This is a genomic window from Ignatzschineria sp. 22MB058224 (assembly GCF_058188435.1).
In genome coordinates this window covers 1,501,855-1,528,514 of the sequence record NZ_CP187366.1, presented here as the reverse complement: position 1 = coordinate 1,528,514, position 26,660 = coordinate 1,501,855, and the positions used below count along the sequence as shown (strand labels likewise).

At 39.1% G+C, this 26,660-nt stretch carries 18 protein-coding genes and 1 tRNA gene; 18 read left to right on the top strand and 1 reads right to left on the bottom strand.

Features of this window, described 5'->3' with window-relative positions:
* Positions 1-63 precede the first annotated feature (63 nt).
* The gene (locus tag ACPF7B_RS06725; RefSeq protein WP_490505053.1) at positions 64-801 is read left to right on the top strand and encodes a murein L,D-transpeptidase catalytic domain-containing protein; all 738 of its coding nucleotides are present in this window, start codon (positions 64-66) and stop codon (positions 799-801) included.
* A 331-nt stretch (positions 802-1,132) separates the two neighbouring features.
* Positions 1,133-1,208 (top strand) — tRNA-Val (locus ACPF7B_RS06720).
* 149 nt (positions 1,209-1,357) lie between these two features.
* Here ACPF7B_RS06720 and clcA read toward each other — a convergent pair.
* The gene (gene clcA / locus ACPF7B_RS06715; RefSeq protein ID WP_490505052.1) at positions 1,358-2,731 is read right to left on the bottom strand and encodes a H(+)/Cl(-) exchange transporter ClcA; all 1,374 of its coding nucleotides are present in this window, start codon (positions 2,729-2,731) and stop codon (positions 1,358-1,360) included.
* A gap of 318 nt (positions 2,732-3,049) precedes the next feature.
* Between clcA and trhP the strand changes: the two genes are divergently transcribed.
* From trhP to ACPF7B_RS06635, 16 genes are all read left to right on the top strand, one after another.
* The gene (trhP, locus tag ACPF7B_RS06710) at positions 3,050-4,498 is read left to right on the top strand and encodes a prephenate-dependent tRNA uridine(34) hydroxylase TrhP (protein ID WP_490505051.1); all 1,449 of its coding nucleotides are present in this window, start codon (positions 3,050-3,052) and stop codon (positions 4,496-4,498) included.
* Between the two features lie 237 nt (positions 4,499-4,735).
* The gene (locus ACPF7B_RS06705; protein ID WP_490505050.1) at positions 4,736-6,466 is read left to right on the top strand and encodes a ShlB/FhaC/HecB family hemolysin secretion/activation protein; all 1,731 of its coding nucleotides are present in this window, start codon (positions 4,736-4,738) and stop codon (positions 6,464-6,466) included.
* Positions 6,467-6,524: 58 nt separating this feature from the next.
* Positions 6,525-15,566 (top strand): hemagglutinin repeat-containing protein, encoded by a 9,042-nt coding sequence (locus tag ACPF7B_RS06700; protein ID WP_490505049.1) that lies wholly within the window; start codon positions 6,525-6,527, stop codon positions 15,564-15,566.
* Complete coding sequence (locus ACPF7B_RS06695) at positions 15,567-16,019, top strand: hypothetical protein (protein ID WP_490505048.1); 453 nt, start codon at positions 15,567-15,569, stop codon at positions 16,017-16,019. It begins immediately after the preceding gene.
* A 175-nt stretch (positions 16,020-16,194) separates the two neighbouring features.
* Positions 16,195-18,102 (top strand): VENN motif pre-toxin domain-containing protein, encoded by a 1,908-nt coding sequence (locus ACPF7B_RS06690; RefSeq protein WP_490505047.1) that lies wholly within the window; start codon positions 16,195-16,197, stop codon positions 18,100-18,102.
* 9 nt (positions 18,103-18,111) lie between these two features.
* On the top strand, positions 18,112-18,486 hold the full coding sequence (locus ACPF7B_RS06685; RefSeq protein WP_286482214.1) for a hypothetical protein: 375 nt from the start codon (positions 18,112-18,114) through the stop codon (positions 18,484-18,486).
* 17 nt (positions 18,487-18,503) lie between these two features.
* Positions 18,504-19,736, top strand: a complete 1,233-nt coding sequence (locus ACPF7B_RS06680; protein WP_490506514.1) for a VENN motif pre-toxin domain-containing protein — start codon at positions 18,504-18,506, stop codon at positions 19,734-19,736.
* 12 nt (positions 19,737-19,748) lie between these two features.
* The gene (locus ACPF7B_RS06675; protein ID WP_490505046.1) at positions 19,749-20,159 is read left to right on the top strand and encodes a hypothetical protein; all 411 of its coding nucleotides are present in this window, start codon (positions 19,749-19,751) and stop codon (positions 20,157-20,159) included.
* Positions 20,160-20,214: 55 nt separating this feature from the next.
* The gene (locus ACPF7B_RS06670) at positions 20,215-21,606 is read left to right on the top strand and encodes a hemagglutinin repeat-containing protein (RefSeq protein ID WP_490505045.1); all 1,392 of its coding nucleotides are present in this window, start codon (positions 20,215-20,217) and stop codon (positions 21,604-21,606) included.
* A gap of 84 nt (positions 21,607-21,690) precedes the next feature.
* Positions 21,691-23,010, top strand: coding sequence for a VENN motif pre-toxin domain-containing protein (locus ACPF7B_RS06665; protein WP_490505044.1), 1,320 nt, complete (start codon positions 21,691-21,693; stop codon positions 23,008-23,010).
* Complete coding sequence (locus ACPF7B_RS06660) at positions 23,001-23,561, top strand: Imm42 family immunity protein (protein WP_490505043.1); 561 nt, start codon at positions 23,001-23,003, stop codon at positions 23,559-23,561. Before ACPF7B_RS06665 ends, ACPF7B_RS06660 begins: the two co-directional genes overlap by 10 nt.
* Positions 23,562-23,637: 76 nt before the next feature.
* Complete coding sequence (locus ACPF7B_RS06655; RefSeq protein ID WP_490506513.1) at positions 23,638-23,901, top strand: ribonuclease domain-containing protein; 264 nt, start codon at positions 23,638-23,640, stop codon at positions 23,899-23,901.
* Between the two features lie 12 nt (positions 23,902-23,913).
* Positions 23,914-24,321: a barstar family protein gene (locus tag ACPF7B_RS06650; protein WP_490505042.1), complete on the top strand. Its 408-nt coding sequence runs from the start codon at positions 23,914-23,916 to the stop codon at positions 24,319-24,321.
* Positions 24,322-24,492: 171 nt separating this feature from the next.
* On the top strand, positions 24,493-24,774 hold the full coding sequence (locus ACPF7B_RS06645) for a hypothetical protein (protein WP_490505041.1): 282 nt from the start codon (positions 24,493-24,495) through the stop codon (positions 24,772-24,774).
* Between the two features lie 84 nt (positions 24,775-24,858).
* Entirely contained in the window at positions 24,859-26,325 is a 1,467-nt protein-coding gene (locus tag ACPF7B_RS06640; protein WP_490506511.1) for a polymorphic toxin type 50 domain-containing protein, read from the top strand.
* Positions 26,306-26,653 (top strand): MafI2 family immunity protein, encoded by a 348-nt coding sequence (locus ACPF7B_RS06635; protein ID WP_490505040.1) that lies wholly within the window; start codon positions 26,306-26,308, stop codon positions 26,651-26,653. Before ACPF7B_RS06640 ends, ACPF7B_RS06635 begins: the two co-directional genes overlap by 20 nt.
* The last annotated feature ends 7 nt before the right edge of the window (positions 26,654-26,660 follow it).

The following is a 26,660-nucleotide window of genomic DNA, read 5'->3' as shown; positions in this document are numbered from 1 at the left end:
TAGATTCCATCACCTAGGTGTTTAGTCATCCGATAAGCTCATGATCGAGCAATAAGGTTTTATGTGAAACATATCGACAAAAAGCATTCAAAGGGTGCCGCTTATCGTCCCCTTAAAATAGTGGGAGGAGCGCTACTTCTGCTTCTTCTCATCTCTCTGTTAGGAACGGCGCTCTATTTTCATGATCGCTTATGGTTAATACCAAAATATTTTGAGTTAGGCGAGAAATCGCCGGTGGAGATAGAAAAAGAGAGAGATCCACAATTTTCCCCAGTAGATTTGGAAACGCGAGCATTAGAGGCGTATCAATATGCAAAAGCGCATGATTTTGATTTAGAACATGCGATTTTGATCGATTATGGCCGGCATTCTGGAAAGAATCGTTTCTTTGTTTGGAATTTTATAGAAAATCGTATTGAGATTGAGAGTCTTGTCGCCCATGGTTATGGTAATCGTGGATTTGAAAGTAGTAATCAAGAAATTGTCTTTAGCAATACGCCCAATAGTTACGCCTCTTCGCTTGGGAAGTATCGAATAGGTGCGCGAGCGCCTAGTAAGTGGGGCATCAATATTCACTATAAATTACATGGATTAGAGCCGACAAATGATAAGGCTTTTGAACGTCATATTGTCCTGCACTCTTTTGAGATGATTCCTGATGAGGAGCAATATCCTGCTTATCTACCGATGGGATTTAGTCAAGGATGTCCTGTGATCGATAATGGCACGATGGTGAAGGTTGATCAGTTGCTAAAATATAAACAAAAGCCAGTGTTGTTGTGGGCTTACTATATAGAATGAAATGGCTAAAAGAGATGATGTTGTGAATTTTTTTATAAATTAGTGTCACCCTAAGAAAGGTTTATGTGAAGCATATTTTGTAAATAAAAATTTTTATTTACAGATAGTTAAGAGATTTGGTAGAGGTTATTATTTAGTATCTAAATTGTTCGATATGTTATCAATGATAAAAAAACGAGCATAAAAAGTTTTGACTCCTAAAAAAAATACCGTATACTTGTCCTCGTTGTAGCAAAACACTGAAATTTACGAAGATTCAATCGCTAATCAAAATAAGTTTCTCAAGTGTGTTGACAATGCCACTAGATAAGAATATAATTATTCTTCTATTGGGTGCTTAGCTCAGTTGGTAGAGCATCGCCCTTACAAGGCGAGGGTCGGGGGTTCGAACCCCTCAGCACCCACCATACAATAGACAACCCCTGCAAGAGATTGCAGGGGTTTTTGTTTACAATATAAAAAAGATATAAAAACGCCTTCTCTCTCTTGTTGAGGAAGGCATTTTTTACACTTAATTTGATGAGTGTTTAAGATTGAAATTATTAGCAATATATATTCATGATCCTTTAGATGTTTGTGGTACGTCTACCTCTAAGGGATTTTTTAATGGTTGATGATTTTTGATCAGTGTCTTTTCCAAAAGTACTGTGTAGAGAGGTCTACCGTCGAGGAATTGTGCCGAAATGGTTGCACCTAAACAGGTGATAAGCATTGGTAAAATAAGGGAGAAATTACTTGTTAATTCCAATACTAAAATTGCACCGGTTAGCGGTGCTCTAACGGTTGCAGCAAATAATGCGCCCATTCCGGCAATTGCAAATATACCGGGATGAAGCTCATATTGCGGGAAATAATCGATGGCATAGTTGCCAAAAAGAGCGCCTGAAAGTGTTCCTAAAGCTAATAAGGGTGAAAATATACCGCCGGTTGCGCCAGAGCTAAATGAGACAATAGAGGTAAAGAAGCGGAGTACAAAAATAAGTAGAATTATTTTGAGTGTAAATGTTCCATTCGTCCAATCATGAATCACATTAAACCCTTCGCCAACAATATCCGGTAAGTAGAGCGCAATCACACCGCAGCTCCCACCAATGATACCTCCCATTAAGGTGAATCGCAGAATCTTACCTTTATAGAATGCCTGAAAACGATTTTGCAGAAAGAGTAGGGATCGATTAAAGGCAATACCGATTACACCGATCATCAATCCAAGAATTAGAAAAAGCCAGAGTGATTGGATTTGCACATAATCAAAGGCGCCTACATTTAAGAGAATATGGCTGCCATTAATCAATCGAAAAACTATTGTTGCCATTACAGCCCCTATTAATACGGCCTTAAAAGAGATTAAGCCATATTTAAACTCGGTTCGCATCTCTTCAATTACGAAGATAATGCCCGCAAGAGGGGCATTAAAAGCGGCAGATAATCCAGCTGCTGCGCCGGATGCCAATAGGATATGACGATTATCGTTATCTTTTAGGCGAAATAGATCTGCGATCATCCCGGCGATATTTGCGCCCATCTGTACGGTTGGTCCTTCTCGTCCTAAAACCATTCCAGAGCCAAGTGTACCTAAGCCGCCAAAGAATTTTACCGGTAGTACTCGCCACCAACGCACAGGTCGAAGATCTTCTAACGCACCTTCCACCTCGGGAATCCCTGAACCACTAGCTTCAGGAGCAAATCGCTTAACAATATAATATGAAAACATACTTAGAAGTGCTGACGCGAAGAATATTGCAATGACGAAAAGATGAGGATTATGAATATTCTCCTTTAGAGCGGATACCCTAAAACTCGTAATAAAATCGACACCTAGCTGAAAGAGTACACCCACAAGTCCTGCTAATACACCAATAACTGCCGCAAGTAGTAAAATGTGGAGTGGTGTGTGATCATGTTTAATAATTTGTCCAAGTAGCTTCAAATCAGAATCCTTGTTTAGGTTAGTAGTGATAGAAATAATTTATAATTATAAATTAAATTACCCTTAATTTATTTATTGTTAAAATTTTTTTAAATAAAATATTATAAATATAATGGTGGTTTTTATGCATCATTTTTATAGTATGTTGAAAAAGTTTTTCCGCTCTATTTTTCATCACAGGGTATAATCTGTCTCTTGCAATAAAAGCTTATATAAATTTTATTGTTGAATTTAACGGCTTTAGAGCCATCTTTATAAAAGATAGTGATTGATCACTAGCAGACCTTGTCTGTTTTCCCCTGTAAGGAACTTTATCTAATGAAAAAACGATCTGTTGAACTTCTAGCGCCTGCTGGAACGTTTAAGAATTTACAATATGCGTACGCATATGGTGCTGATGCTGTTTATGCGGGATTACCACGTTATAGTTTACGTGTTCGTAATAATGATTTCCGAAATACCGAACGGGTGAAAATGGGAATTGATTACGCCCACGAGCGTAATAAAAAATTCTTTCTTGCCGTCAATACAATGCCCCATGGCGGTAAGTTGAAGACATTTGTGGATGATATGGCGCCGGTCTTAGAATTAAAACCTGATGCGCTCATTATGTCTGATCCTGGTTTAATTATGATGGTGCGTGAGCGCTTTCCGGATCAAGACATTCATCTTTCGGTGCAATCGAATGCAGTCAATAGCGCGACAGTACAATTTTGGCAAAAACAGGGGTTAACCCGAGTAATTCTCTCAAGAGAGCTCTCTTTAACTGAGATTGAAGAGATTCGTCAAGAATGCCCAGATATGGAACTTGAAGTCTTTGTCCACGGTGCGCTCTGTATTGCTTACTCTGGCCGTTGCTTACTTTCTGGTTATTTTAATCATCGTGATGCGAACCAAGGAACTTGTACTAATGCTTGCCGCTGGAATTATGGTTTAACCGATGGTGTTGAAACACCAGAAGGGGAATTAGTTCCTGTTGGTTCTGATATGCAAAAAATCTATCGTGAAGAGAGTATGCATCCTAATATTGGTGTTAATCCGGTCACCTTTATTCAAGATGCGATGAATGAGGTAGCTTATACCGATCTTTCAACAGGAAAGGCATATACCCCTCATCCTGAAGCAGTAAAACCTTATCTTATTCAAGAGAATGGTCAGCGTAAGGGGGAGTGGATGGAGATCAGTGAAGATGAGCATGGGACTTATATCATGAACTCTCGTGATCTTCGTGCGATTCAACATGTACAAAAATTGATTGAGATCGGTGTTGACTCCTTAAAAATTGAAGGACGCACAAAATCACCATACTATGTTGCGCGAACTACGCAGCTCTATCGTCAAGCGATTGATGATGCATTAGCAGGTAGAGAGTTTAATCCAGAGCTCTATGGAAAATTAGATGGGTTAGCAAACCGTGGCTATACCGAAGGTTTCTTGCAGCGTCATGCTCCTCATGCATATCAAAACTACTTAACGGGGAATTCGATTCATTCACGTCAGCAATATGTTGCTGAGGTGCTCGAATATGATCCTGAAACCGGATTATCGAAGCTTCAGGCGAAAAATCGATTCTCAACAGGGGATCGCCTAGAGGTGATTCATCAACATGGTAATCGCGATATTATCCTCGGTGAAATGAAGACAGAGAAGGGCGAAGTAATCGATTCTGCAAAAGGCTCTGCCTATGTCGTATGGGCAGATATTGGTCCAACTGATGAGATGACGATGCTTGCACGCTATCTTAGTAATGATGAAAATGTCGATTAGTATTATTTATGCTGATCCCTAAATTTTAATATTATCTCTTGTAAACTATTAGGCTGCTTAGTCATTTTGAAACCTGCTGTGTCCTTTCGATGATACAGCAGGTTTTTATATACATATCTGCTTTTAAAAGTTTTTTAATTATGTATAATTCAGTTTTTGTATTTTAAATTACATATATTTAAATTTTATATTAAGAGTATCAAACAGTGATGCTGAACGATCTATTAGCAGAATGATATGAAAAATTTATTACGTTTAATCCTGTTTATTTTTTTAGTCGCGCCATTTTCATGGGGAATCAATGCTCAGACACTAGCTGTACAAGAAGAGGTAAGGGCAGAAGAACGATATCAACAATTGCAAAGAGCGATGGTGCCGGATGGAGATGTGATGCTAATAGAACCTACTAAAACTCTAAAATACGAGTCTTTACCAAAGGAGCAGGCTTGCTTTCCAATTGAACGCATTGATTTATTGGAAGATGAAGAGCGGGCTATCTCCTTTCAGCGATATCTTTTTCATATTTTAAAAAGAGTGGGATTTGAATCCGGAAGCTGTATTGGTGGCGCTGGTATTAATCAGATCATGACAGAACTGCAAAATATGATTATTGGTCAAGGTTATACCACTACACGAATCTTAGCGCCGGCTCAAGATTTAACTTCGGGGACATTGCAGTTGAAAGTATTAGTTGGGCGAGTGCGGCATATAAAAATGACCAAAGCAGGAGAGCCTTATGCTCGCGTATTAAGTAATGCCTTTCCTATAAAGAAACAAGCACCTTTAAATTTGCATGATATTGAACAAGGACTTGAAAATTTAAAACGAGTACCGTCTGTTGAGGCAACTATGGAAATCGTCCCAACAGATAAAGTCGATGAGAGTGACATTATCGTTGACTGGAGTCAAGCTCTAATCCCTTATCGTTTTAGTATTAGTGTTGATGATTCAGGAAGTAAAGGAACTGGTAAATATCAAGGATCGATAACTTTTTCGGCAGATAATCCGCTGGGTCTGAATGATCTGTTTTATGCGAATTATAATCATGATTTAGGCGGAGGTGGATATTCTTCAGCTGCCAATAATCGGCGTGGCGCAAATGGAACGAATGGGTACGCATTACATTACTCAATACCTTGGGGTAATTGGCGCTTTTCTGTCAATAAAAATCGTCACCAATATCACCAAACAATTGCAGGAATTAATAGCGATTATCTTTATAGCGGAGATAGCAATAATTTTGAAGGTTTGATCCATTATATGCTTTATCGTGACGCTCGTCGTAAAACTGAGCTTAATTGGGGATATTGGGCACGCTCTTCACGTAATTTTATTGATGATATGGAAGTTGATGTGCAGCGTCGAAAAATGGGTGGATGGAAGATTGGGCTATCTCATCGTGAATATATTGGCAATACTGTTTTAGATCTTTTCATTGAATATAAACGTGGTACAGGTGCAAATAATAGCATTCGAGCACCGGAAGAGTCTTTTAATGAAGGGACTTCTCGCCCAAAAATTATTACAGCTTCTTTAGGGATCAATATTCCTTTTCGCTTAGGTGATTTTCAATGGAGTTATAGCGGTTATGGGCGTGCGCAGTGGAATCGCACACCACTGATTACACAAGATATGTTTTCGATTGGTAGTCGTTATAGTGTCCGCGGGTTTGATGGTGAAATGAGCTTAATGGCTGAGCGGGGATTTTTCTATCAAAATACGATTGCTTTTCATTATAAACCCGCGCACCAACTCTATTTAGCGCTTGATGTAGGAAAAATATCGGGGCCTTCTGCGAAGTATCAAGTCGGGCATACATTGGTAGGGGCCGGAGTGGGTATTCGTGGGCAATTTTCAGGGTATGGTCGTTTAAACTATGATCTGTTTGTTGGTACGCCTGTGCGAAAGCCGAAAAACTTTAGAACTGCCTCTACGAATGTTAATGCAAGCTTTACTTATTCATTTTAGTGGGTGAATGCAGTCTATTTTATATGGAATTAGCGAGTTTTATATGAAGGAAGTTGTGATGAATCAATCTCTTGTTTTTAATCAAAAAAAACCATCATCTCTCGTGAAAATGACACGATTAATTTTGGGAGTTTTTCTTCTTAACACTTTACTTCCGCCGATGGTGATTGCGCAAATTGTTGCTGATCCGAACCAATCACGCCGACCTATTATCCATGAGAGTGTAAACGGCACGCCACAGGTCAACATTCAGACCCCCAATCATAATGGGATTTCGATGAATCATTACTCTCAATTTGATGTTGATGGACGAGGGGTGATTCTTAATAATTCTCGCAAAGATACCCAGACTCAGCTAGGTGGATATGTCCAAGGCAATCCTTGGCTGGCAACGGGTGAAGCTAATCTTATTGTGAATCAGGTCAATAGTGCCAATCCGAGTCATCTTAATGGGTATATCGAGATTGCAGGTAAACGAGCAGATCTGATTATTGCCAATCCCTCGGGTTTAAATATCGATGGTGCGGGGTTTATTAATGCCAATCGTGCAGTTTTAACAACCGGTGATCTTCTGTTTGAAGGAGGTAGACTTAATGGATTTTCTGTTCAGCAAGGTGAAATTAATATTTCGGGAAAAGGCCTTGATGCGAGAGATACCAATTTTACTCAGATTCTGACCTCTGCTGCCAATATTAATGCCGGCATTTGGGGGCAAGATTTAAAGATTGTGACGGGGCATTTTGAGTCAGATTACGAAGGGAGCAGTATTAAGGGGCAAGCGTATCAACATTCAGAGGATATCCCTGTTTATGCAATCGATACTAAAAATCTTGGTGGTATGTACGCAGGTCAAATTACGTTAGTGAGCACAGACCGTGATCGTCACATTAATATTGAGGGAGAGGTTTTTGCAAATGCAGGTGGGGTTGTTATTAATGCAGATGGCACGATTAGTAATAGCGGTGTCATTAATAGTAATCAAGAAACAGCAAATATCACTCTTAATGCTAAAAAAGTAGACAATAGTGGTACGATCTCTTCTCAACATCATCAGAAAATTAATGCAAAAGAGATTATCAATAGTGGGTTGATGGCTGCCCGAGGTGAATTATCTGTTAAAGCAAAATATTTAACGGTAAATCAAGGTGCGATGAATGCCGGTAGAATCGATATTACGGCAGATAAGCTGACCAATAAAGCGGGCAAGATTGTTCAGACAGGTTCTCAAACATTAGAGATTAATAGTGATAGCTTTACGAATATTAATAATGCATTAGTGGGATCTATACCTTTAGAATTAGGTACAGGTAATGGGGAAGATCCTACAAACTCTGGTAGTGAGAGACCTGACCCAACTGACACAGATCCTATTCCTGGTGGCGATGGGAAGCAGGGGAGTGTTGCAATGGCGCCTCCGTTACCGCCATTAACACTCGCTGATGGTGCAATTAACGTTAAAAAGATCGTCAATGATAATGGTGTTTTAACAGGCAATGGTGATATTCACCTTACGGCTAAAGAGTCATTAGTGAATGATGGCAGTGCCATGCATATTGGGAATCTTCGTCTTGAAGGGAGTGATTTTACCAATAAAAATGGGGTGTTAAATGTTGTTTCTCTCTCTGCGGATGTTGATCGCTTTGTCAATGATGCCGGGAAGTTACAAGTTCAAAAAACAATCGATTTTAATATTGAAGAACTGGAAAATATCAATAAAGGAACGATTGTTGCCGGTGATCAGATCTCAATTGCTGCAAAAAATGTTGTCAATGAGGGCAATAGCACTCTTGCCAGTGATGGTGCTATTATTTTGCGCACTGAAGCACTCAAAAATTATGATAGTGAGATTTTTGCCAAAGGTCTTGAGATTAAGTCCAAAGAAGTCGATAACAACTCAGGAACACTCACCTCACTAGAAATGCTTTCCATTGAGGCAAATAACCTTGATAACCGTCAAGGAAAAATCCAAGCGAATCAGGATATTATGCTCTCTATTCAAGATGGGCTTGATAATAGTGTCGGCATTATTGCGACTGGTGAGAACCTTCAATTAACGGCAACGACTTTAGATAATCAAAAAGGGATTTTCAATGTTGGTAATGCAGCCATTCAAGTGGCTCATCTTCAGAATCAACAAGGCGAAATTGGTGCACATGAAAAGTTAGTCATTACAGCAAATAGTTTGGATAACAATCAAGGAAAAGTTCTCGCTGAATCTGCTGATCTGAAGATAGAAAATATAGATAATCGTCAAAAAGGTGCGCTTTTAGCGAGTAAAGCGCTTCAAATAGTTGGCATTCAACTTAATAATGAAACCGGCGTTATGAGCGCTGATGATATCAATCTAACAATTGAAAATATCAATAATCAACAGGGTGAAATGAGTGCCGAAAAAGCGCTTGTTTTAACCGGAAAAATGCTTGATAACCGCGATGGACTGATTGCGAGTAATCAAAATCTCACGATTTATAATGATAGCACTCAAAACCGATCAGGTAAGATTCTTGCAGGTAAAGATAACCAACTCAATATTAAGGATCTTCATAATCAACAAGGATTGATTGAAGGTCATAATCTCTCTATCACCGGGAACCATTTAGATAATGCTAGTGGGAATATCCATGGTAATGATCAGGTTGTTTTAACCTTAGATAAAACCCTCAATACACAAAATGGGGAGATCACAAGTGCTAAAGACTTAACGATTATCGCTTCTAATCATCAAGTAAACACCCCATCTGAGCTTAAAATCAATATTGATGGGAGCGAGCTCCTTGCAGGTAATGATCTTCTCATTAATGGACAAGGATTAATAGGAAAAGGCACGCTTGCCGCCGGACAAGATTTAACGTTACTATTAACGGATGATTTAATCACAAGCTCTACGATTCAGGCAGGTCGAGATCTCTTAATTGATACCAATGGGAATCTCACCAATAGTGGGGAAATAACCTCATTAGGCGGTGCAATGATTCATGCCAATGATATCGTTAATATCGAACAGGGGAGTATTGAGGCGAATCAAAAGGTTGTATTAACATCTCAAAATAACCTCGAAAACCGAGGTCTCATTAATAGTAATGGTTTAACGCATTTAGATGTTCAAGGTGCAATCTATAATATCGCGACAGGAAAGATCTATGGCGATCTTATTGCGATTAATGCCAAAGAGCTTTATAACACCTATGAAGCGATTGATGGAAAGAAAGTCTCAGGAAGCATTGCCGCGAGAGAGCAGCTCAATATTGGTGTGGATTATCTTCTAAACGAGGAAGGCGCTCTTTTATTTAGTGGTAATAAGCTGGTGATTGGTGGTGAGCTTGATGACAATCTTAATGTTGTAGGCAATGCTGGGCTTGTAGAGAACAAAAGTGCCACCATCGAAAGTCTTGGTGATATGTATCTAGGTGCTGATAAACTCGTTAATAGTAATGAGCATTTTAGATTTGAGAAAGTAAAAGTCGGTGAAAAAACAGGGCTTGTCTATATCAAACCTTTTGGTGAAAGCGAGCGATATGATGTGGGTCATTTTAGATGGGAAGCCTGGGAAGAAGCCGGTCGTTACCGTTGGGCAACAAGTAAGCCAGTGACAGAAGCGGGAATTCCTGGAAAAACAGTTTTAGTTGAGGTCGGGGGTCTCTATTGTGTAGATATGGCAGATCCAGAGACCTGTTCACCGATCGAAGGTTCTGATTATTTAGCGGATAACCCAGCATGGGCTTATTTTAAATTAACGCCTCCCTCTTTAAAGCCAACATTCGAAGATTTTGGCCTGCCAGAAGAATTAGCGATATTGCCTCCAATAAAGCCAGAAGCACCGGAACAAGAGTGTGATGAAAACCCCATTGCATGTGATTTTTATAAAAAAGATTTGGAAATCTATGAAAAAGATCTAGCGCTTTATAATGAAATTTTAACTGAACATGAAGAGTTATTTGCGACTTATCAAGAGGAATATAACTTATTCGTCACATCTATGGTGACTTGGTATGAACAATCCGAAGACCTATATGCACAGTTAGATGATGCTATCTATGAATATAATCAGAAAATCGCGGGAAAAAATTGGGGCGAAGTTCGAGATTTTACGCAATATAATCTTAAAGAGACTTATTTTGAAGATCAGATTGTCGAGAGTGATGGTGGGAAGATTATTGCCGGCGGCAATTTAATGCTTAATGGTGGTGAGTTTATTAATGATAAAAGTATTATTCTTGTGGGAGGAGATATTTTTGGCGATATCGATCGCCTAAAAAACATTGATCAAAAAGGTCACTATGTGACTCAAGAAACAGGGAGTGTTTTCCTCTCTACAACTTATAAAAAGAAAGTCAGATTTAGAAATCGTCATAGACGAAACTATCTATATGCTGGTGAGTATTTTGATGAGAAAATTGAAGAGATCGATCTTAAAGCTTATACCGTTGAAACAAATACTTTAGTGCAGAGTGAGAATGCAGGAAGTGTCGGTAATGTCTCTAACATTTTTGTGACAAATGCCGGCAATAGTGGATTTACAGATCACGATCTAGCAGATACTAACAATCAAAATGAGCAGTATCATAATGACCAGAATCTCGTCATTGCAAATGTGGATGTGAATACTGATCTACCGAGCAGTAGTATTTATAGTATTAATCCTAACTCCCAAGATTATTTGATTGAGACAGATTCCAAATTTACGAATTATAAAAATTGGTTAGGGAGTGATTATTTACTCAATCGCATGGGAATGAACGGTGACTTGACCTTAAAACGACTCGGTGATGGTTTTTATGAACAACGTTTAGTGAATGATCAGATTGCAGCGTTAACCGGTCGTCGTTTCTTAGAAGGTTATGCGAATGATGAGGCTCAATTTAAAGCGCTTATGGAAAATGGTGCAACGTTTGCCATAGGTATAGGGATTGCGCCAGGTGTGAAGTTATCCGCCGATCAAGTTGCTCGCTTAACGAGTGACATTGTCTGGTTAGAGACTGAAACGGTCACATTAGCAGATGGTTCTCGTGTGGATGTATTAGTGCCAAAAGTGTATCTAATGATTGATCAAAATAGTATTAATCAATCAGGAACCTTGATTGCTGGTGATTCCATTAATCTCAATATGAGGGGTGACCTTGTGAACCAAGGCACGATTGCTGGACGAGATATTACCAGTCTGAAAGCCAATAATATTGAGAATATTGGGGGGACGATTAGTGGCAATCGTGTTGGATTAACTGCAAAGGAAAATATCGCAATTGCTGGTGGCTCTGTACTAGCAGATTCTCAGTTGGCGCTCAATGCCGGTCAAGATGTCACAATTGAAAGTACCACTTATGAGACGAATTCTAGTAATAATTCCCGCAGAGGCATTCAACGTGAAGCAGCGCTTTATGTGAAAAACCCTGATGGAACGCTCTCCATCCAAGCAGGAAACGATATTACGTTAAAAGCTGCTAATATTGAAAATGCTGGAGAAAACGGTAAAACACAATTGTTGGCCGGTGGCAATATTAATGTCGGCACAATCACCGAGCGTGAAAGTGCAACATTTGTGGCAGATGCGAAAAATTATGATCATACCGCAAGAACGAAAGATATCGGTTCTACGATTAGTGCAAAAGGCGATCTATTAATCAAAGCTGATGATCAGGTGAATATTATCGGATCAGATCTTTATAGTGATTCAGGAACGGTTGCCATTTCAGGTGATAAAGGCGTCAATATTTCAGAAGGTCGTGAGACTTTAGATTCTTCAGGTAGCCGATATGAGAAGAGCTCCGGCTCATTTAGCTCACAATCACGTGAAATAAACTTCACAGACAAAAATGATACTTCGATTAGTAGTAATGTTACTGGGCAGAATGTCGTAATCCTTACCAAAGATGATCTCAATATTCAAGGGAGCAATGTCGTTGCTGACGAAAATGTCACGTTCGTTGCCGATAAAAATATCAATATTACGGCAAGTGAAGACCACTATTACCATGATGAAGAAGAGATTATTAAGAAATCAGGCTTAATGGGCGGCGGTGGTTTTGGTTTCTCTGTGGGTAAAAAAGCGCAGGAAACCTATGATGAAAATAGTTCTCTCGTTCATAACGGCAGCATGGTAGGAAGCCTTGGCGGTAACGTCAATATCAAAGCTGGTGAAAACTATACGCAAGAAGGCAGTCACGTTAGTGCTGCGATCGGTGATGTGAATATCACAGCAGAATCTGTCGATATCAAAGCAGCGGAAGATGCTTATAGCAGCTATCACCGTGAGAAATTTAAGCAATCAGGTTTAACAGTCTCTCTTGGTGGCAGTATCGTAGACGCGGTGAATCAAATTCAGAGCGTTCAAGAATCCATTAAAGATGTGGGCAAGAGTAAAAATGATCGCGTCAATGCAATGGCGGCGGTTAATGCGGCAATGGATCTTAAACGTTTAGGCGATTCTATGGGAGCAGCACAAGATCTATTGTCCAATGGAATGGCGAGTGATCAAACGGTTGCAAAAATAACGGCAACCATCGGTTCAAGTCAATCACAAAGTGAAACGTGGAGAGAAGATAAAGTTGCCTCAGGCAGCGCTATTCAAGCCGGTGGTAATGTCAATATTACGGCAACCGGCGGTGGAGAAGATTCCAACATCACGATCGAAGGCTCTTATGTCGGCGGCGGGCAATCAACAAATCTCACTGCTGACAATGATATTAATATTCTTGCTGGTGAAAATAAATCTACAGAAGATAGTAGAAACAGCAGCTCAGGCTGGAATGCCGGCGTTGTGGCTTCGATCGGGAAAGAGACAGGTTTTGGTGTCACAGCCGGCGCCAATAAAGGCAAGGGAAAAAGTGAAGGGAACGAGACCTACTACACGAATAGCGTTGTAGGTACAGATACCGGAAAAACGACGATTGTCAGTGGCGGCAATACCAATATTATTGGCGGTGAAGTCTATGGAAAAGGCGTCGAGCTTGATGTCGGCGGAGATCTCACAATTGCTAGTGTTCAAGGTCGCTCCGATTATCATAGTGAGCAAAAAGATGCTTCAATTCAGGGAACCGTTATGATTTATGGTTCTGGAGGATCTGTCTCAGGCAGTTTTAATCAATCTAAAATCGATGCCAATCATCAATCGGTTGCAGATCAGAGCGGCATTTTTGCCGGCGATGATGGTTTCCAAGTGAAAGTGGAGGGGAATACCCATCTTTCAGGCGGCGTTGTGGTTGCCAATGAAAAGGCGGAGTTAGAAGGTCTTAATAGCTTTGAAACCGGCACCATCACCTCAAACGATCTTGTGAATCAATCAGAATATGAGGGTGAAGGTTTTGGGATTAGTGGCGGCTATGGCTATCAAAATGATGGTCCGAATAATCCGAAAGGCACGAATCCAACACAGACAGAAACTGTCAATCTTCCCGATGGCTCGCATAGTGTCAATAAAAATGTGGGTTACGGTAAGGATAAAGATTCTAAATCGAGCGTCACGCAATCGGGCATTGGTACCGGTAACATTAAAGTGACGGATAACGAGAAGCAAAAAGAACTCACAGGACAAACTGCCGAAGAAGCAGCAAAAGGGATTGAGAGCAATCTCACCACAGAAACCGTGGCTGATAATAGCGGTGCTTTAGAGAATATCTTTGATAAAGATAAAGTCCAAGCGGAGATCGATCTACAAGTCAAAGTCCGTCAGCAGTTTGACCGAACGCGTCAGGATATGAAGCAGATCGTCAATCAAAAGATTGATCAGTATAAAGATTCAGATCCAGACAAAGCCAAAGATTGGCAAAATGCCGGCTTGGTGCTCGATATGCTTGCTGGTGGTCTATCAAGTCCCGGCGAAGGTTTAGGCATTGTTGCTGGCGCAGCAAATCCTGCAGTAGCGCAAATGATCAAAGGAATGGTCAATGATGGGACGCTTGAAGAAGGTGGTTTAAGTCATCTCCTCGCGCACGGAATCGCCGGCGCAGCAATGGCAGCAGCCAATGGTGGCGATCTATTATCAGGTGCCCTAACGGCAAGCGGTGCAGAAGCTCTAGCGCCGATCATTGCAGAATTCCTCTATGGCAAAGGCGATTATCCAGAAGAGTTAACCGCAGAGGAGAAAAACACCTTAAGCGCCATTATTGGTATTCTCGGAACCGGCGCCGGTGCCTTAACGGGCGACAGCGCAATTGATGCGGTAATTGGTGACAGCGTTGCAACCAATGCGGTGGAGAATAATCTATTCAAAGATATTTTTGATAGTTATTACGATGTATCAGAACAGATAGCAGAGAAGAATTGTTATGATGATTTTTCTTGCTCTTCTTTGCCTGATGATCAAAAGAATGTGGTTATTATTGAAAATACTTTAGAAAATATTGAGGCGATCATCGAGCCTTACAAGGAATTAGGGGATTTTTTATTAGCAACAGAAGAACTAATTATCGACTTTACGCCTTTATTAGGTGATGCTAAAGGTTTGGCTGAAGCCGAGGATGCTATTGATGTCGCTATTGCTGCGGCTGGATTACTCATTCCTGGTAATGCGGTAGAAAAACTATTAAAAGAAGCTAAAGTAGCGTTAAAAGCTGGTGATTATAAAAAAGCTGAAGAATTGACTCAAAGAGCACAAAAGGAAGCTCAAGCTCAGAAAACCGTATCACAAAGTGGTAATAAAACGCAGGGTAGTACTCCTGATAAAAATGGTGGGGGATCAGGAAAGCAGGAACCAAATTCTGTTGATAAGGATAAGGTAAAAGAGAATATAGCAGATGGTAAGAAGTTGATCGAAGGTATAGATGGGGATTTTGTAATGGATTCCAAAAAGCTTGATTATTTCTTTGGAAAAGTGACTGAAGGAAAACCTCATAATATTTTGCGTTCACAACAAAATCTAAAAGATTTAAATACTTTGGGAATTTTTAGTGAAAAAGAATTAGTACCCTATCTAAATCAAGCGTCTAAAACAGGCAGAGAAATTTCCTCAAAAAGCAATCAATATGGAACAACTGTAGTGAAAAGTGTACAAATTAATAAAGGGGGGAAAAATTTGGGTGCTATAGAAGTAGCTTTCTTTTATGAAAAAGGAAGTAAAACACCTAAAATTACAACTTTAATTCCAAAAATAAATACAGGAAAATAAATGGTCTATAAAATACAAAAAATAGATGAAAATTATTATAGAAAGGAAGATCTAGAGTCAATTTTCGATGATAAGTATCGTCAAAGTTTCTACTTACTTTATTGGGATGGTATAAAGAAGTATAAGTTCTCAACTTATAATATGTTTTCTCCGGAAATAAAGAAGATTACTAGTCATATATACTTATTAGGAATAAATCAATGGATAGTATTATTTTTTGATGAGAAAATACTTGATCGTTGGACTTCATTAACAAACTTTATGTTTTCTATAACAAAAAATAAGCACATATGTATAGTGTGTGAACTTGAGATTTTTATTTATTGTATTTCCTCAAATAAAATCATTAAAAATCTTTTATTTGAAAATATAATAAAAGATGTAAGCCTTGATCAAGGCTCTATAAGGGTGTCTTTTTTATTTTCAGATGATGAAGAGTTGTTTTTGCTTTAAGTTGATCAGGCAAAATAAGTAAGAAGGGTGAAATCTAATTTCTAACTTAATACTTACTTAAGAGGTAACTATTGTTAATTTTACAAGATAATCACTTAAGGAATATGCTAATAAAAAAGCAGAGTTAGAAGGTCTTAATAGCTTTGAAACCGGCACCATCACCTCAAACGATCTTGTGAATCAATCAGAATATGAGGGTGAAGGTTTTGGGATTAGTGGCGGCTATGGCTATCAAAATGATGGTCCGAATAATCCGAAAGGCACGAATCCAACACAGACAGAAACTGTCAATCTTCCCGATGGCTCGCATAGTGTCAATAAAAATGTGGGTTACGGTAAAGATAAAGATTCTAAATCGAGCGTCACGCAATCGGGCATTGGTACCGGCAATATTAAAGTGACGGATAACGAGAAGCAAAAAGAACTCACAGGACAAACCGCCGAGGAAGCAGCGAAAGGGATTGAGAGCAATCTCACCACAGAAACCGCAGATGCGGCTAGTGGTGCAATAGAGAATATCTTCGATAAAGAGAAAGTTCAGGCGGAGATTGATCTACAAGTCAAAGTCAGTCAGCAGTTTGACCGAACGCGTCAGGAGATGAAGCAGATCGTCAATCAAAAGATTGATCAGTATAAAGATTCTGACCCTGAAAAAGCGAAAGATTGGCAAAATGCTGGCTTACTACTCGATATGCTTGCCGGTGGTTTATCAAGTCCCGGAGATGGCTTCCTAGGTTCACTTGCCGGAGCGGCAAATCCTGCAGTAGCGCAAATGATCAAAGGAATGGTCAATGATGGGATGCTTGAAGAAGGTGGCTTAAGTCATATTCTTGCCCATGGAATCGCCGGCGCGGCAATGGCGGTGGCCAATGGTGGCGATCTATTATCAGGTGCCCTAACTGCCGGCGGAGCAGAAGCCTTAGCGCCTATCATTGCTGAATTTCTTTATGGCAAAGGAAAAACTCCCGAAGATTTAACCGCAGAGGAGAAAAACACCCTAAGCGCCATTATCGGCATTCTCGGAACCGGTGCCGGTGCATTAACGGGAGACAGCGCAATTGATGCTGTGATCGGTGACAGCGTTGCAACCAATGCGGTGGAGAATAATTATGTTTTAAATAAGATTGATAATTGTAAAAACCTATCGAGTAAAGAATGTGGTCGAGCAGGTGATTTGGTTAATCAGATCTTTGAATATAATCCCGAATTACCAAGTTTAGACGACTTAAATAGTTTACTCTCTCATTGTGAAACAGAATCGTGTGCAGTTAAAGTTTTACAGGAACATCATAAAGAGATTAGTGATGCAACTCTAGCAACGATTAAAGAGATGGGGATACAGGGAGAATTAAGTCGAGAAGATATCGCCTTTATAGAATCGATGGTTGGTTCCGAGATATTAGCGCAACTTCAAGGGAACTCTGGGGAAATTGGTGGTGGAAAATTATGGCAACATGAGTTATTAAACTCTTGGACTAATGGTCAGGAGCTTTACTCTTTTTTAGATAATGAATATCGTATTAAAGAGCTTGTGGATGAAGGTTATTCACCGGAGGAAGCGGCAGCCAAAGTTGGAAAAGAAGAGTTCTTAACGACCTTAGCCTCAATGCTTGGAGGTGGTGGAAAGGGTGGTAAAAAGCCAAGTACAAATAAAGTCACTGATGGTAAGACCTCTGCAGGGACTAGTAACAAAGATAAAGGAAAAGAAGAATCTGGAAAGCAAGGGCAAACTGCTAATAATAAGGCTAATAGCGGCAAGGAAGGTAATAATCAAAATGAGAGTAAGTTTAAAAGCCCAGAGCTACTCGACTCGCACTATGATAAACATGCAAATGAAATGAAAGTAGTTTTTAATAAAAAAAATTATACTAAACAAGATTACTTGAATGATGCTGATTTTGTGAAAAAAGAAGGAACGTACGTGCCTGAATTAAATGGCTATGTAAAGCTGGTTGGAGGAGAAGGTAGAGCAAAATATGCTTTTGTTGGGGTAGACAGAAAAACAGGAGATATTACAACTTTTCATTTTAAAACCGTTTCAGAATTAAGTAAAACAGCTCCTAGTTTGGGAATTAATAAATAGAGGAAAATTATGATTTATATTAAAGATATTACTTGGGTGAATAAAGATATAAATGAAGCTATTGTCAAGTTATCTGATAAAACTTTTGATATTTTATGTTTTTCCCATCCCTTTAATAAAAAAATGGGTGAAATATACGACAAACCTATTTATTGTTTAGATATTTTTAATATAAAAAAAGCAAAAAATAATAATTTCTTCATTGAAAAAAAAGGTAATGAATTAACTTATTGTATAAGTGGAAAAATAAATTTTATCCTTAAAGATAAAAAAATAATTAGTTTAGGAGGTTTTAAAATTGATATTTCTGATAATGATGTTCCTGGAGATATACAAGATAATGATTTTATAGAATTAGAAGTTTTAAGATTTGATTTATATTAGATTCTTTTTAAAAAAATATAGAATTTGTTTACGGAAAAGGCAAAACTCCCGAAGATTTAACCGCCGATGAGAAAAATACCCTAAGCGCCATTATCGGAATCCTCGGAACCGGTACAGGTGCATTAACGGGAGACAGCACAATTGATGCCGTAATCGGCGATAGCGTTGCAACCAATGCGGTGGAGAATAATTATTATGGTTGGTTAGTTCTCGGGAGTAGTTCAATTGAAGGAACTGTTTTAGCGGGAGGCTCATCAACTCTTATTGATAAAGAAGAGTTGGGACAGGCTGCTGCTGAACTATTAGAATCTATCCTTAATAGTTTAGGTTATGGTGACCTAGATGACTATGCAAATGAAGATGGCGATATTGATCTAGGTGCTTTAGATTCAAGGGCTTTAGAAGAGGTTAAAGCTCAAACGAGAGAAGCTCATGCATATGCTCTTGGAAAAAGAGACCAGATTGATAATTCATATTTTACAAATAATGAATTTGGCCAACTACTCGGCCAAACTTTAGAAATAGTCGGTGTGGATGATCGAGGGAATCCTGTATATTCAGCAAATAGTAAGGGCGCTGGCGATTGGATTAACCGAGGTGATAAGGTTGTCTTATCAGATGATGGTCAAACGTGGGATGTTTATACAGAGGATGGATATTTTTTATCTTCTCTCGATATAAACGGGACGAAGAGTCGCTATATAACAGGTCTGAAAAAAGGGCGTAAATTAGTATTTAATCCTGCAACCTCTGAAGATTTTGGAAATACTTTAGTGACAATTCCGCCTAAAGTGGATAATCCCCAAGAAGGATATATAAGACCTGAAGTTAATATTCCCAATCATACTGGGGATATGAGCGGATCAGGGAAAGTAGACACTGGTGTGATTGTGGGTGGAGGTACGAAACCTTTAGATCCGAGTGATTTTGGCGGGAATATTATTAGTAATATAAGTTTTCCTGATAATCCTGCAATAACAGGGCATATTTTTGGTGATAGAGAAGGTCATGTTGTAGACACTCCTGAAAATAGAAAAATGATATTGGATGCCGTTAATAATAAAGAAAATTATAAGGGGAAAGATCAGTATGGGAATGATGTTTATGGTGTTTTATTGCCAAATGGCACTCAAGTTTGGGTTGAAGTAAGAGGGAAAACTATCAGAAATGCGGGGCTTAATTTAATCCCTAAAGAATATAATAATAAAACAGGTTTTAAAGCCGACAGATCCCCCACTAGTAATAAATAGCAGGTATAAAATATGGAATTTAAAATTTCAAGAAAAAATGCATATTTAGCTATGTTCTACTACGTAGAATCATATGCCAGATGCGAAGAACCTTTACATGATGATTTATGCAGTTTATTAGGTGGTTGGATGCCTAATTTAGAATTAGGTTATTTATCATGGGATCAAGGTGTGTATTCTGAATGGAAAGATGTAATTCGAGATAAAATGAATAATTTAGAGTTTTTTTCTAAAGACGATCTTTTCAATGCAATAATTTATTTTCTTGAATATCATTTGCAATACACATACAACTTAGAATGGTTAATTGAAGATATAAAAAAAGATTATTTAGGTAAGGATAAATGGGATTTTTTGACGGATAAAATTTTAGATTTTATCATAAATGCTACCAAATCAGAGGATTTGATAACCATGGAATAATTATTTTAAGCAATCAGGTTTAACAGTCTCTCTTGGTGGCAGTATCGTAGACGCGGTGAATCAAATTCAGAGCGTTCAAGAATCCATTAAAGATGTCGGTAAGAGTAAAAATGATCGTGTTAATGCAATGGCGGCTGCGAATGCGGCAATGGATCTTAAACGTTTAGGCGATTCTATGGGAGCAGCACAAGATCTATTGTTCAATGGAATGGCGAGTGATCAAACAGTTGCAAAAATAACGGCAACCATCGGCTCAAGTCAATCACAAAGTGAAACGTGGAGAGAAGATAAAGTTGCCTCAGGCAGCGCTATTCAAGCCGGTGGTAATGTCAATATTACGGCAACCGGCGGTGGAGAAGATTCCAATATCACGATCGAAGGCTCTTATGTCGGCGGCGGGCAATCAACAAATCTCACTGCTGACAATGATATTAATATTCTTGCTGGTGAAAATAAATCTACAGAAGATAGTAGAAACAGCAGCTCAGGCTGGAATGCCGGCGTTGTGGCTTCGATCGGGAAAGAGACAGGTTTTGGTGTCACAGCCGGCGCCAATAAAGGCAAGGGAAAAAGTGAAGGGAACGAGACCTACTACACGAATAGCGTTGTAGGTACAGATACCGGAAAAACGACGATTGTCAGTGGCGGTAATACCAATATTATTGGCGGTGAAGTCTATGGAAAAGGCGTCGAGCTTGATGTCGGCGGAGATCTCACGATTGCCAGCGTCCAAGATCGCTCCGATTATCATAGTGATCAGAAAGATGCTTCGATTCAAGGCACTTGGATGTTTGGAACAGGCGGATCTGTCTCAGGCAGTTTTAATCAATCCAAAATCGACGCCAATCATCAATCGGTCACAGATCAGAGCGGCATTTTTGCCGGCGATGATGGTTTCCAAGTGAAAGTGGAGGGCAATACCCATCTTTCAGGTGGCGTTGTGGTTGCCAATGAAAAGGCGGAGTTAGAAGGTCTTAATAGCTTTGAAACCGGCACCATCACTTCAAACGATCTTGTGAATCAATCAGAATATGAGGGTGAAGGTTTTGGGATTAGCGGCGGTTATGGTTATCAAAATGATGGCCCGAATAATCCGAAAGGCACGAATCCAACGCAAACAGAAACCGTCAATCTTCCGGATGGCTCACCTAGCGTGAATAAAAATGTGGGTTACGGTAAGGATAAAGATTCTAAATCGAGCGTCACGCAATCGGGCATTGGTACCGGTAACATTAAAGTGACGGATACCGAGAAGCAAAAAGAACTCACAGGCCAAACTGCCGAGGAAGCGGCGAAAGGGATTGAGAGCAATCTCACCACAGAAACCGTGGCTGACAATAGCGGTGCTTTAGAGAATATCTTTGATAAAGATAAAGTCCAAGCGGAGATTGATCTACAAGTCAAAGTCCGTCAGCAGTTTGACCGAACGCGTCAGGAGATGAAGTAGATCGTCAATCAAAAGATTGATCAGTATAAAGATTCAGATCCAGACAAAGCGAAAGATTGGCAAAATGCCGGCTTGGTGCTCGATATGCTTGCTGGTGGTCTATCAAGTCCCGGCGAGGGTTTAGGCATTGTTGCTGGCGCAGCAAATCCTGCAGTAGCGCAAATGATCAAAGGAATGGTCAATGATGGGACGTTTGAAGAAGGAGGTTTAAGTCATATTCTCGTCCATGGCATCGCCGGTGCGGCAATGGCAGCGGCAAATGGTGGCGATCTATTATCAGGCGCATTAACGGCAGGCGGAGCAGAAGCCTTAGCACCTATTATCGCAGATTTCCTCTATGGCAAAGGTAAAAATCCTGAAGAGTTAACCGCCGGTGAGAAAAGCACCTTAAGCGCGATTATCGGGATCCTCGGAACCGGGGCAGGAGCCCTAACAGGAGATTCAGCAATTGATGCGGTAATCGGCGATAGCGTTGCTACCAATGCGGTGGAGAATAATCTTACTCATAATAAAGTTGGTTCGAATAAGCTTCCTGAACGCTTGAAAGATCTAGATGCAAAGATTGCTGAATATCTTCCAAGTATGGATGAATTTCAGGAAAAATTTGATCAATGTACAACTAATGAATGTAAAAAAGAGGTTCGCGAAGAATATTATAAGGCTTCAGAGTTAGGTGATCAGAAGATTCTTGAGCTTTATGAGTTAGGAGAGTTATCAAAAGAAGAATTTAGGGATTTAGTTTCTCATTATCGTGACGCAATGATGAAAGGAGCAAATGAGGGAGAGGAAAGATGGGAAACTAACCCATCAACCTTATCAACGCTTGAATGGGCTAATACGATATCTAATTCAGCTCTAAATGCGATTCATGAGGCGATATTAATTGATGAAATGATAACCCAGGGAGATTCTCCTCAAAAAATTAAAGATGCTATTCAACGAAATGGATTGTTGTCAGGAGCTTTATCTACAATTGATTACGTAGATATTCAAAAAGCGTTAGACACAGGCGATATTGCGAAGTTAGTAGCGGGGGCAATTGTAGGAAAAGCCGTTTCTCCTAGTGGGAAAGGAAGTGCAATTCCATATAAAGATCCTGTAGTATCGTCTAATGGATTATCTTATAAATCAAATCCTAAGCATACTTTAGGACAGTTTGGAAGTGGACCCCATGCTGGAGTTGAGCCAAAAAACTCATTAGATTTATTTGAGAATTCTGTTGTTGGCGGAAAAAAACGTTATGCAAAAGATAAAGATGGTAATGTACATCAGTTTACTGACGCAGGAGATGGGACTTGGCATTGGGCCGGTAGTACAGGAGATAAAGGAAATCCTTTAAATAAAAACACTATTCCATCATCTGTTATAAAAGAATTGAATCTACCGAGAAAAGGATGGAAATAATGATATATGGCAACCCAAATGAAATGGCAATCTTAGTTGAGCCAATTATTGAGTGGAGTGATGATACTTTTACTAATGGCTTGCTCTTTATATTTCTTAACGGGGAGATTTTTCCTAGTTCTAAAAATTATAGAATATCAACATTAAATATAGATATACGTGATTTTAAAAGTGAGATATTACAAAAACCGAGGGATAATAAAGAGTATTTTTTTGCTAGCAAACAGGATTTCTTTAAAAAAGCAATATCAATGTCTTTTCCTCGAGAAATTTATTCTGACTGTAATGGTGGCTTTGCGGAAGATATATCTATTGAGGATTACAGCTATGTCCTTATGATTGACAGTTTCGTTGAAAGTTCGTGCTTTATTTGTATCGTAGGATATAAAGATCAGGTTCGTATTGTAGTTGCTGAAACCAGTTATTTAACAACAAACATTGATGGTACTAAAGAATGGAAAAAACATAATAATCCTACAGTAAATGAGTTTTTTATGAAAAAATCGAAATTTCATCAGTTGATAATGTCTTTGGATTTAGCAGCAGAATAATAAATAGTTTTTATATCTACCTAGATCGAGGTATCTAAAGTGAGCCTAGAAAATAGAACCTAAAAATGTGCAAGATATGTATATTAAGTATTCTCAGTCAGATTGGAAAGGCGGTGTATCTGGACAAAGTCCAGGAACCAAAACGGGTGGAAGATATAACAATGATCCTCCTTCATTACCAACTACAGATAAATCTGGAAATGCAATTAGTTACAAAGAATATGACGTGAATAATAAATTGCCACAAGAAAAAAGAGATGCTGAACGATTTGCCCGTGGAAGCGATGGTTCAGTATATTATACAAAAGACCATTATGAATCATTTATAAAAGTTAAATAATAAGAGGTAACTATGGATTGCTTATTTAAAGACCCCATATTTTTTTTAAAAGAAGGAGATAGCTTTTTATTAGATAAAGCCAAAGAAAAAAAATTTTTTATTGCTGAGCTCAATGGGGGAGTATTGCACGATAAAGATTCTGTATTATTTGCAATGCATCAGATATTTCAGACTCCTGATTATAATATTTATAATTTAAATTCTTTAAATGATTGGCTAGGGGATTTAAGTTGGCTCGGAAATAAAGCAGGATATATTGTTTTAATTAAAAAAATTGACGATTTTTTAAAAGAAGATGTCGTATTTAAAAATAAATTTTTATCTTTTTTGAGTGGTTTTACATCCTATTGGAAAGAAGAAGTACAGCATGTTGTTGTGGGAGGAGAAACTAAAGAGTTTTATGTATGTGTGAGTTTATAAAGGGGATTAATAATTTACTAAGTTAACAGTCCAGAATATGAGGGTGAAGGTTTTGGGATTAGCGGTGGCTATGGCTATCAAAATGATGGCCCGAATAATCCAAAAAGCACGAATCCAACACAGACAGAAACTGTCAATCTTCCCGATGGCTCGCATAGTGTCAATAAAAATGTGGGTTACGGTAAGGATAAAGATTCTAAATCGAGCGTCACGCAATCGGGCATTGGTACCGGTAACATTAAAGTGACGGATAACGAGAAGCAAAAAGAACTCACAGGACAAACTGCCGAAGAAGCAACAAAAGGGATTGAGAGCAATCTCACCACAGAAACCGTGGCTGACAATAGCGGTGCTTTAGCGAATATCTTTGATAAAGATAAAGTCCAAGCGGAGATCGATCTACAAGTCAAAGTCCGTCAGCAGTTTGACCGAACGTGTCAAGAGATGAAGTAGATCGTCAATCAAAAGATTGATCAGTATAAAGATTCAGATCCAGACAAAGCCAAAGATTGGCAAAATGCCGGCTTGGTGCTCGATATGCTTGCCGGTGGTCTATCGAGTCCCGGCGAGGGTTTAGGCATTGTTGCTGGCGCAGCAAATCCTGCAGTAGCGCAAATGATCAAAGAGATGGTCAATGATAGGACGCTTGAAGAAGGTGGCTTAAGTCATATCCTCGCCCATGGAATCGCCGGCGCGGCAATGGCGGTGGCCAATGGTGGCGATCTATTATCAGGTGCCCTAACTGCCGGCGGAGCAGAAGCCTTAGCGCCTATCATTGCTGAATTTCTTTATGGCAAAGGAAAAACTCCCGAAGATTTAACCGCAGAGGAGAAAAACACCCTAAGCGCCATTATCGGCATTCTCGGAACCGGTGCCGGTGCATTAACGGGAGACAGCGCAATTGATGCTGTGATCGGTGACAGCGTTGCAACCAATGCGGTGGAGAATAATTATGTTTTAAATAAGATTGATAATTGTAAAAACCTATCGAGTAAAGAATGTGGTCGAGCAGGTGATTTGGTTAATCAGATCTTTGAATATAATCCCGAATTACCAAGTTTAGACGACTTAAATAGTTTACTCTCTCATTGTGAAACAGAATCGTGTGCAGTTAAAGTTTTACAGGAACATCATAAAGAGATTAGTGATGCAACTCTAGCAACGATTAAAGAGATGGGGATACAGGGAGAATTAAGTCGAGAAGATATCGCCTTTATAGAATCGATGGTTGGTTCCGAGATATTAGCGCAACTTCAAGGGAACTCTGGGGAAATTGGTGGTGGAAAATTATGGCAACATGAGTTATTAAACTCTTGGACTAATGGTCAGGAGCTTTACTCTTTTTTAGATAATGAATATCGTATTAAAGAGCTCGTGGATGAAGGTTATTCACCGGAGGAAGCGGCAGCCAAAGTTGGAAAAGAAGAGTTCTTAACGATCTTAGCCTCAATGCTTGGAGGTGGTGGAAAAGGTGGTAAAAAGCCAAGTACAAATAAAGTCACTGATGGTAAGACCTCTGCAGGGACTAGTAACAAAGATAAAGGAAAAGAAGAATCTGGAAAGCAAGAGCCAAATTCTGTTGATAAGGATAAGGTAAAAGAGAATATAGCAGAAAGCCAAAAGGGGAATGAGTCTAGTAAATTTAAAGAGCATGCCCGTAATGAAAAACTCATAGGAACTAATACAAGTGTTAATATGAATCAGCAAAATAAGCATATAGTCGGGACAAATGAAAATAAAACAGCAAATTCTAGTAGCTCAACACCAAGATCTACTTTAAGTAAAGATTTGGATGTTCAAAAAACTGTAGACCAATATGCAGGAACAGGCAGAGAGATTCCAGGAGGGAAAAAATTTGGAGAGCCTGGTTCAAAAGAAAGAATTTCTAGTGATAGAGTCATAGGGAATTATTATGATGCTGACTTACAAAAATTTGTACCCACAAAAAATTTTATAATTCATTACTCAAAAAAAGGAGTTCACATTGTCCCAGCAAGACCTTAAGAAGAAAAATAAGCTTATAATTATTGCAAATGAGCTCAAAAAAAGTATTTTTTATAGCCTGATTGGTAGAGCTAGTAAAAAAATGAGAGGAATTAGTTTCAATTATCAAGACTCGGTATTTATAATTGAGTTTCTTTTTGATCAAGAGCTCACAGAAGAAGAAGAAGAAGAAATGGAATATGCTCATACAGAAGTATTAGCTGATATTTGGCCTGATATATATGACGGTGACATACGTTTAAAGTTAACGGTAGTCCCTGTCACAAAAGATATCTTTGAAAAGAAAGGAAACCTTGGTTGGGTTTTTTTGCGCAAGGAGTATGAATAGTATTAAG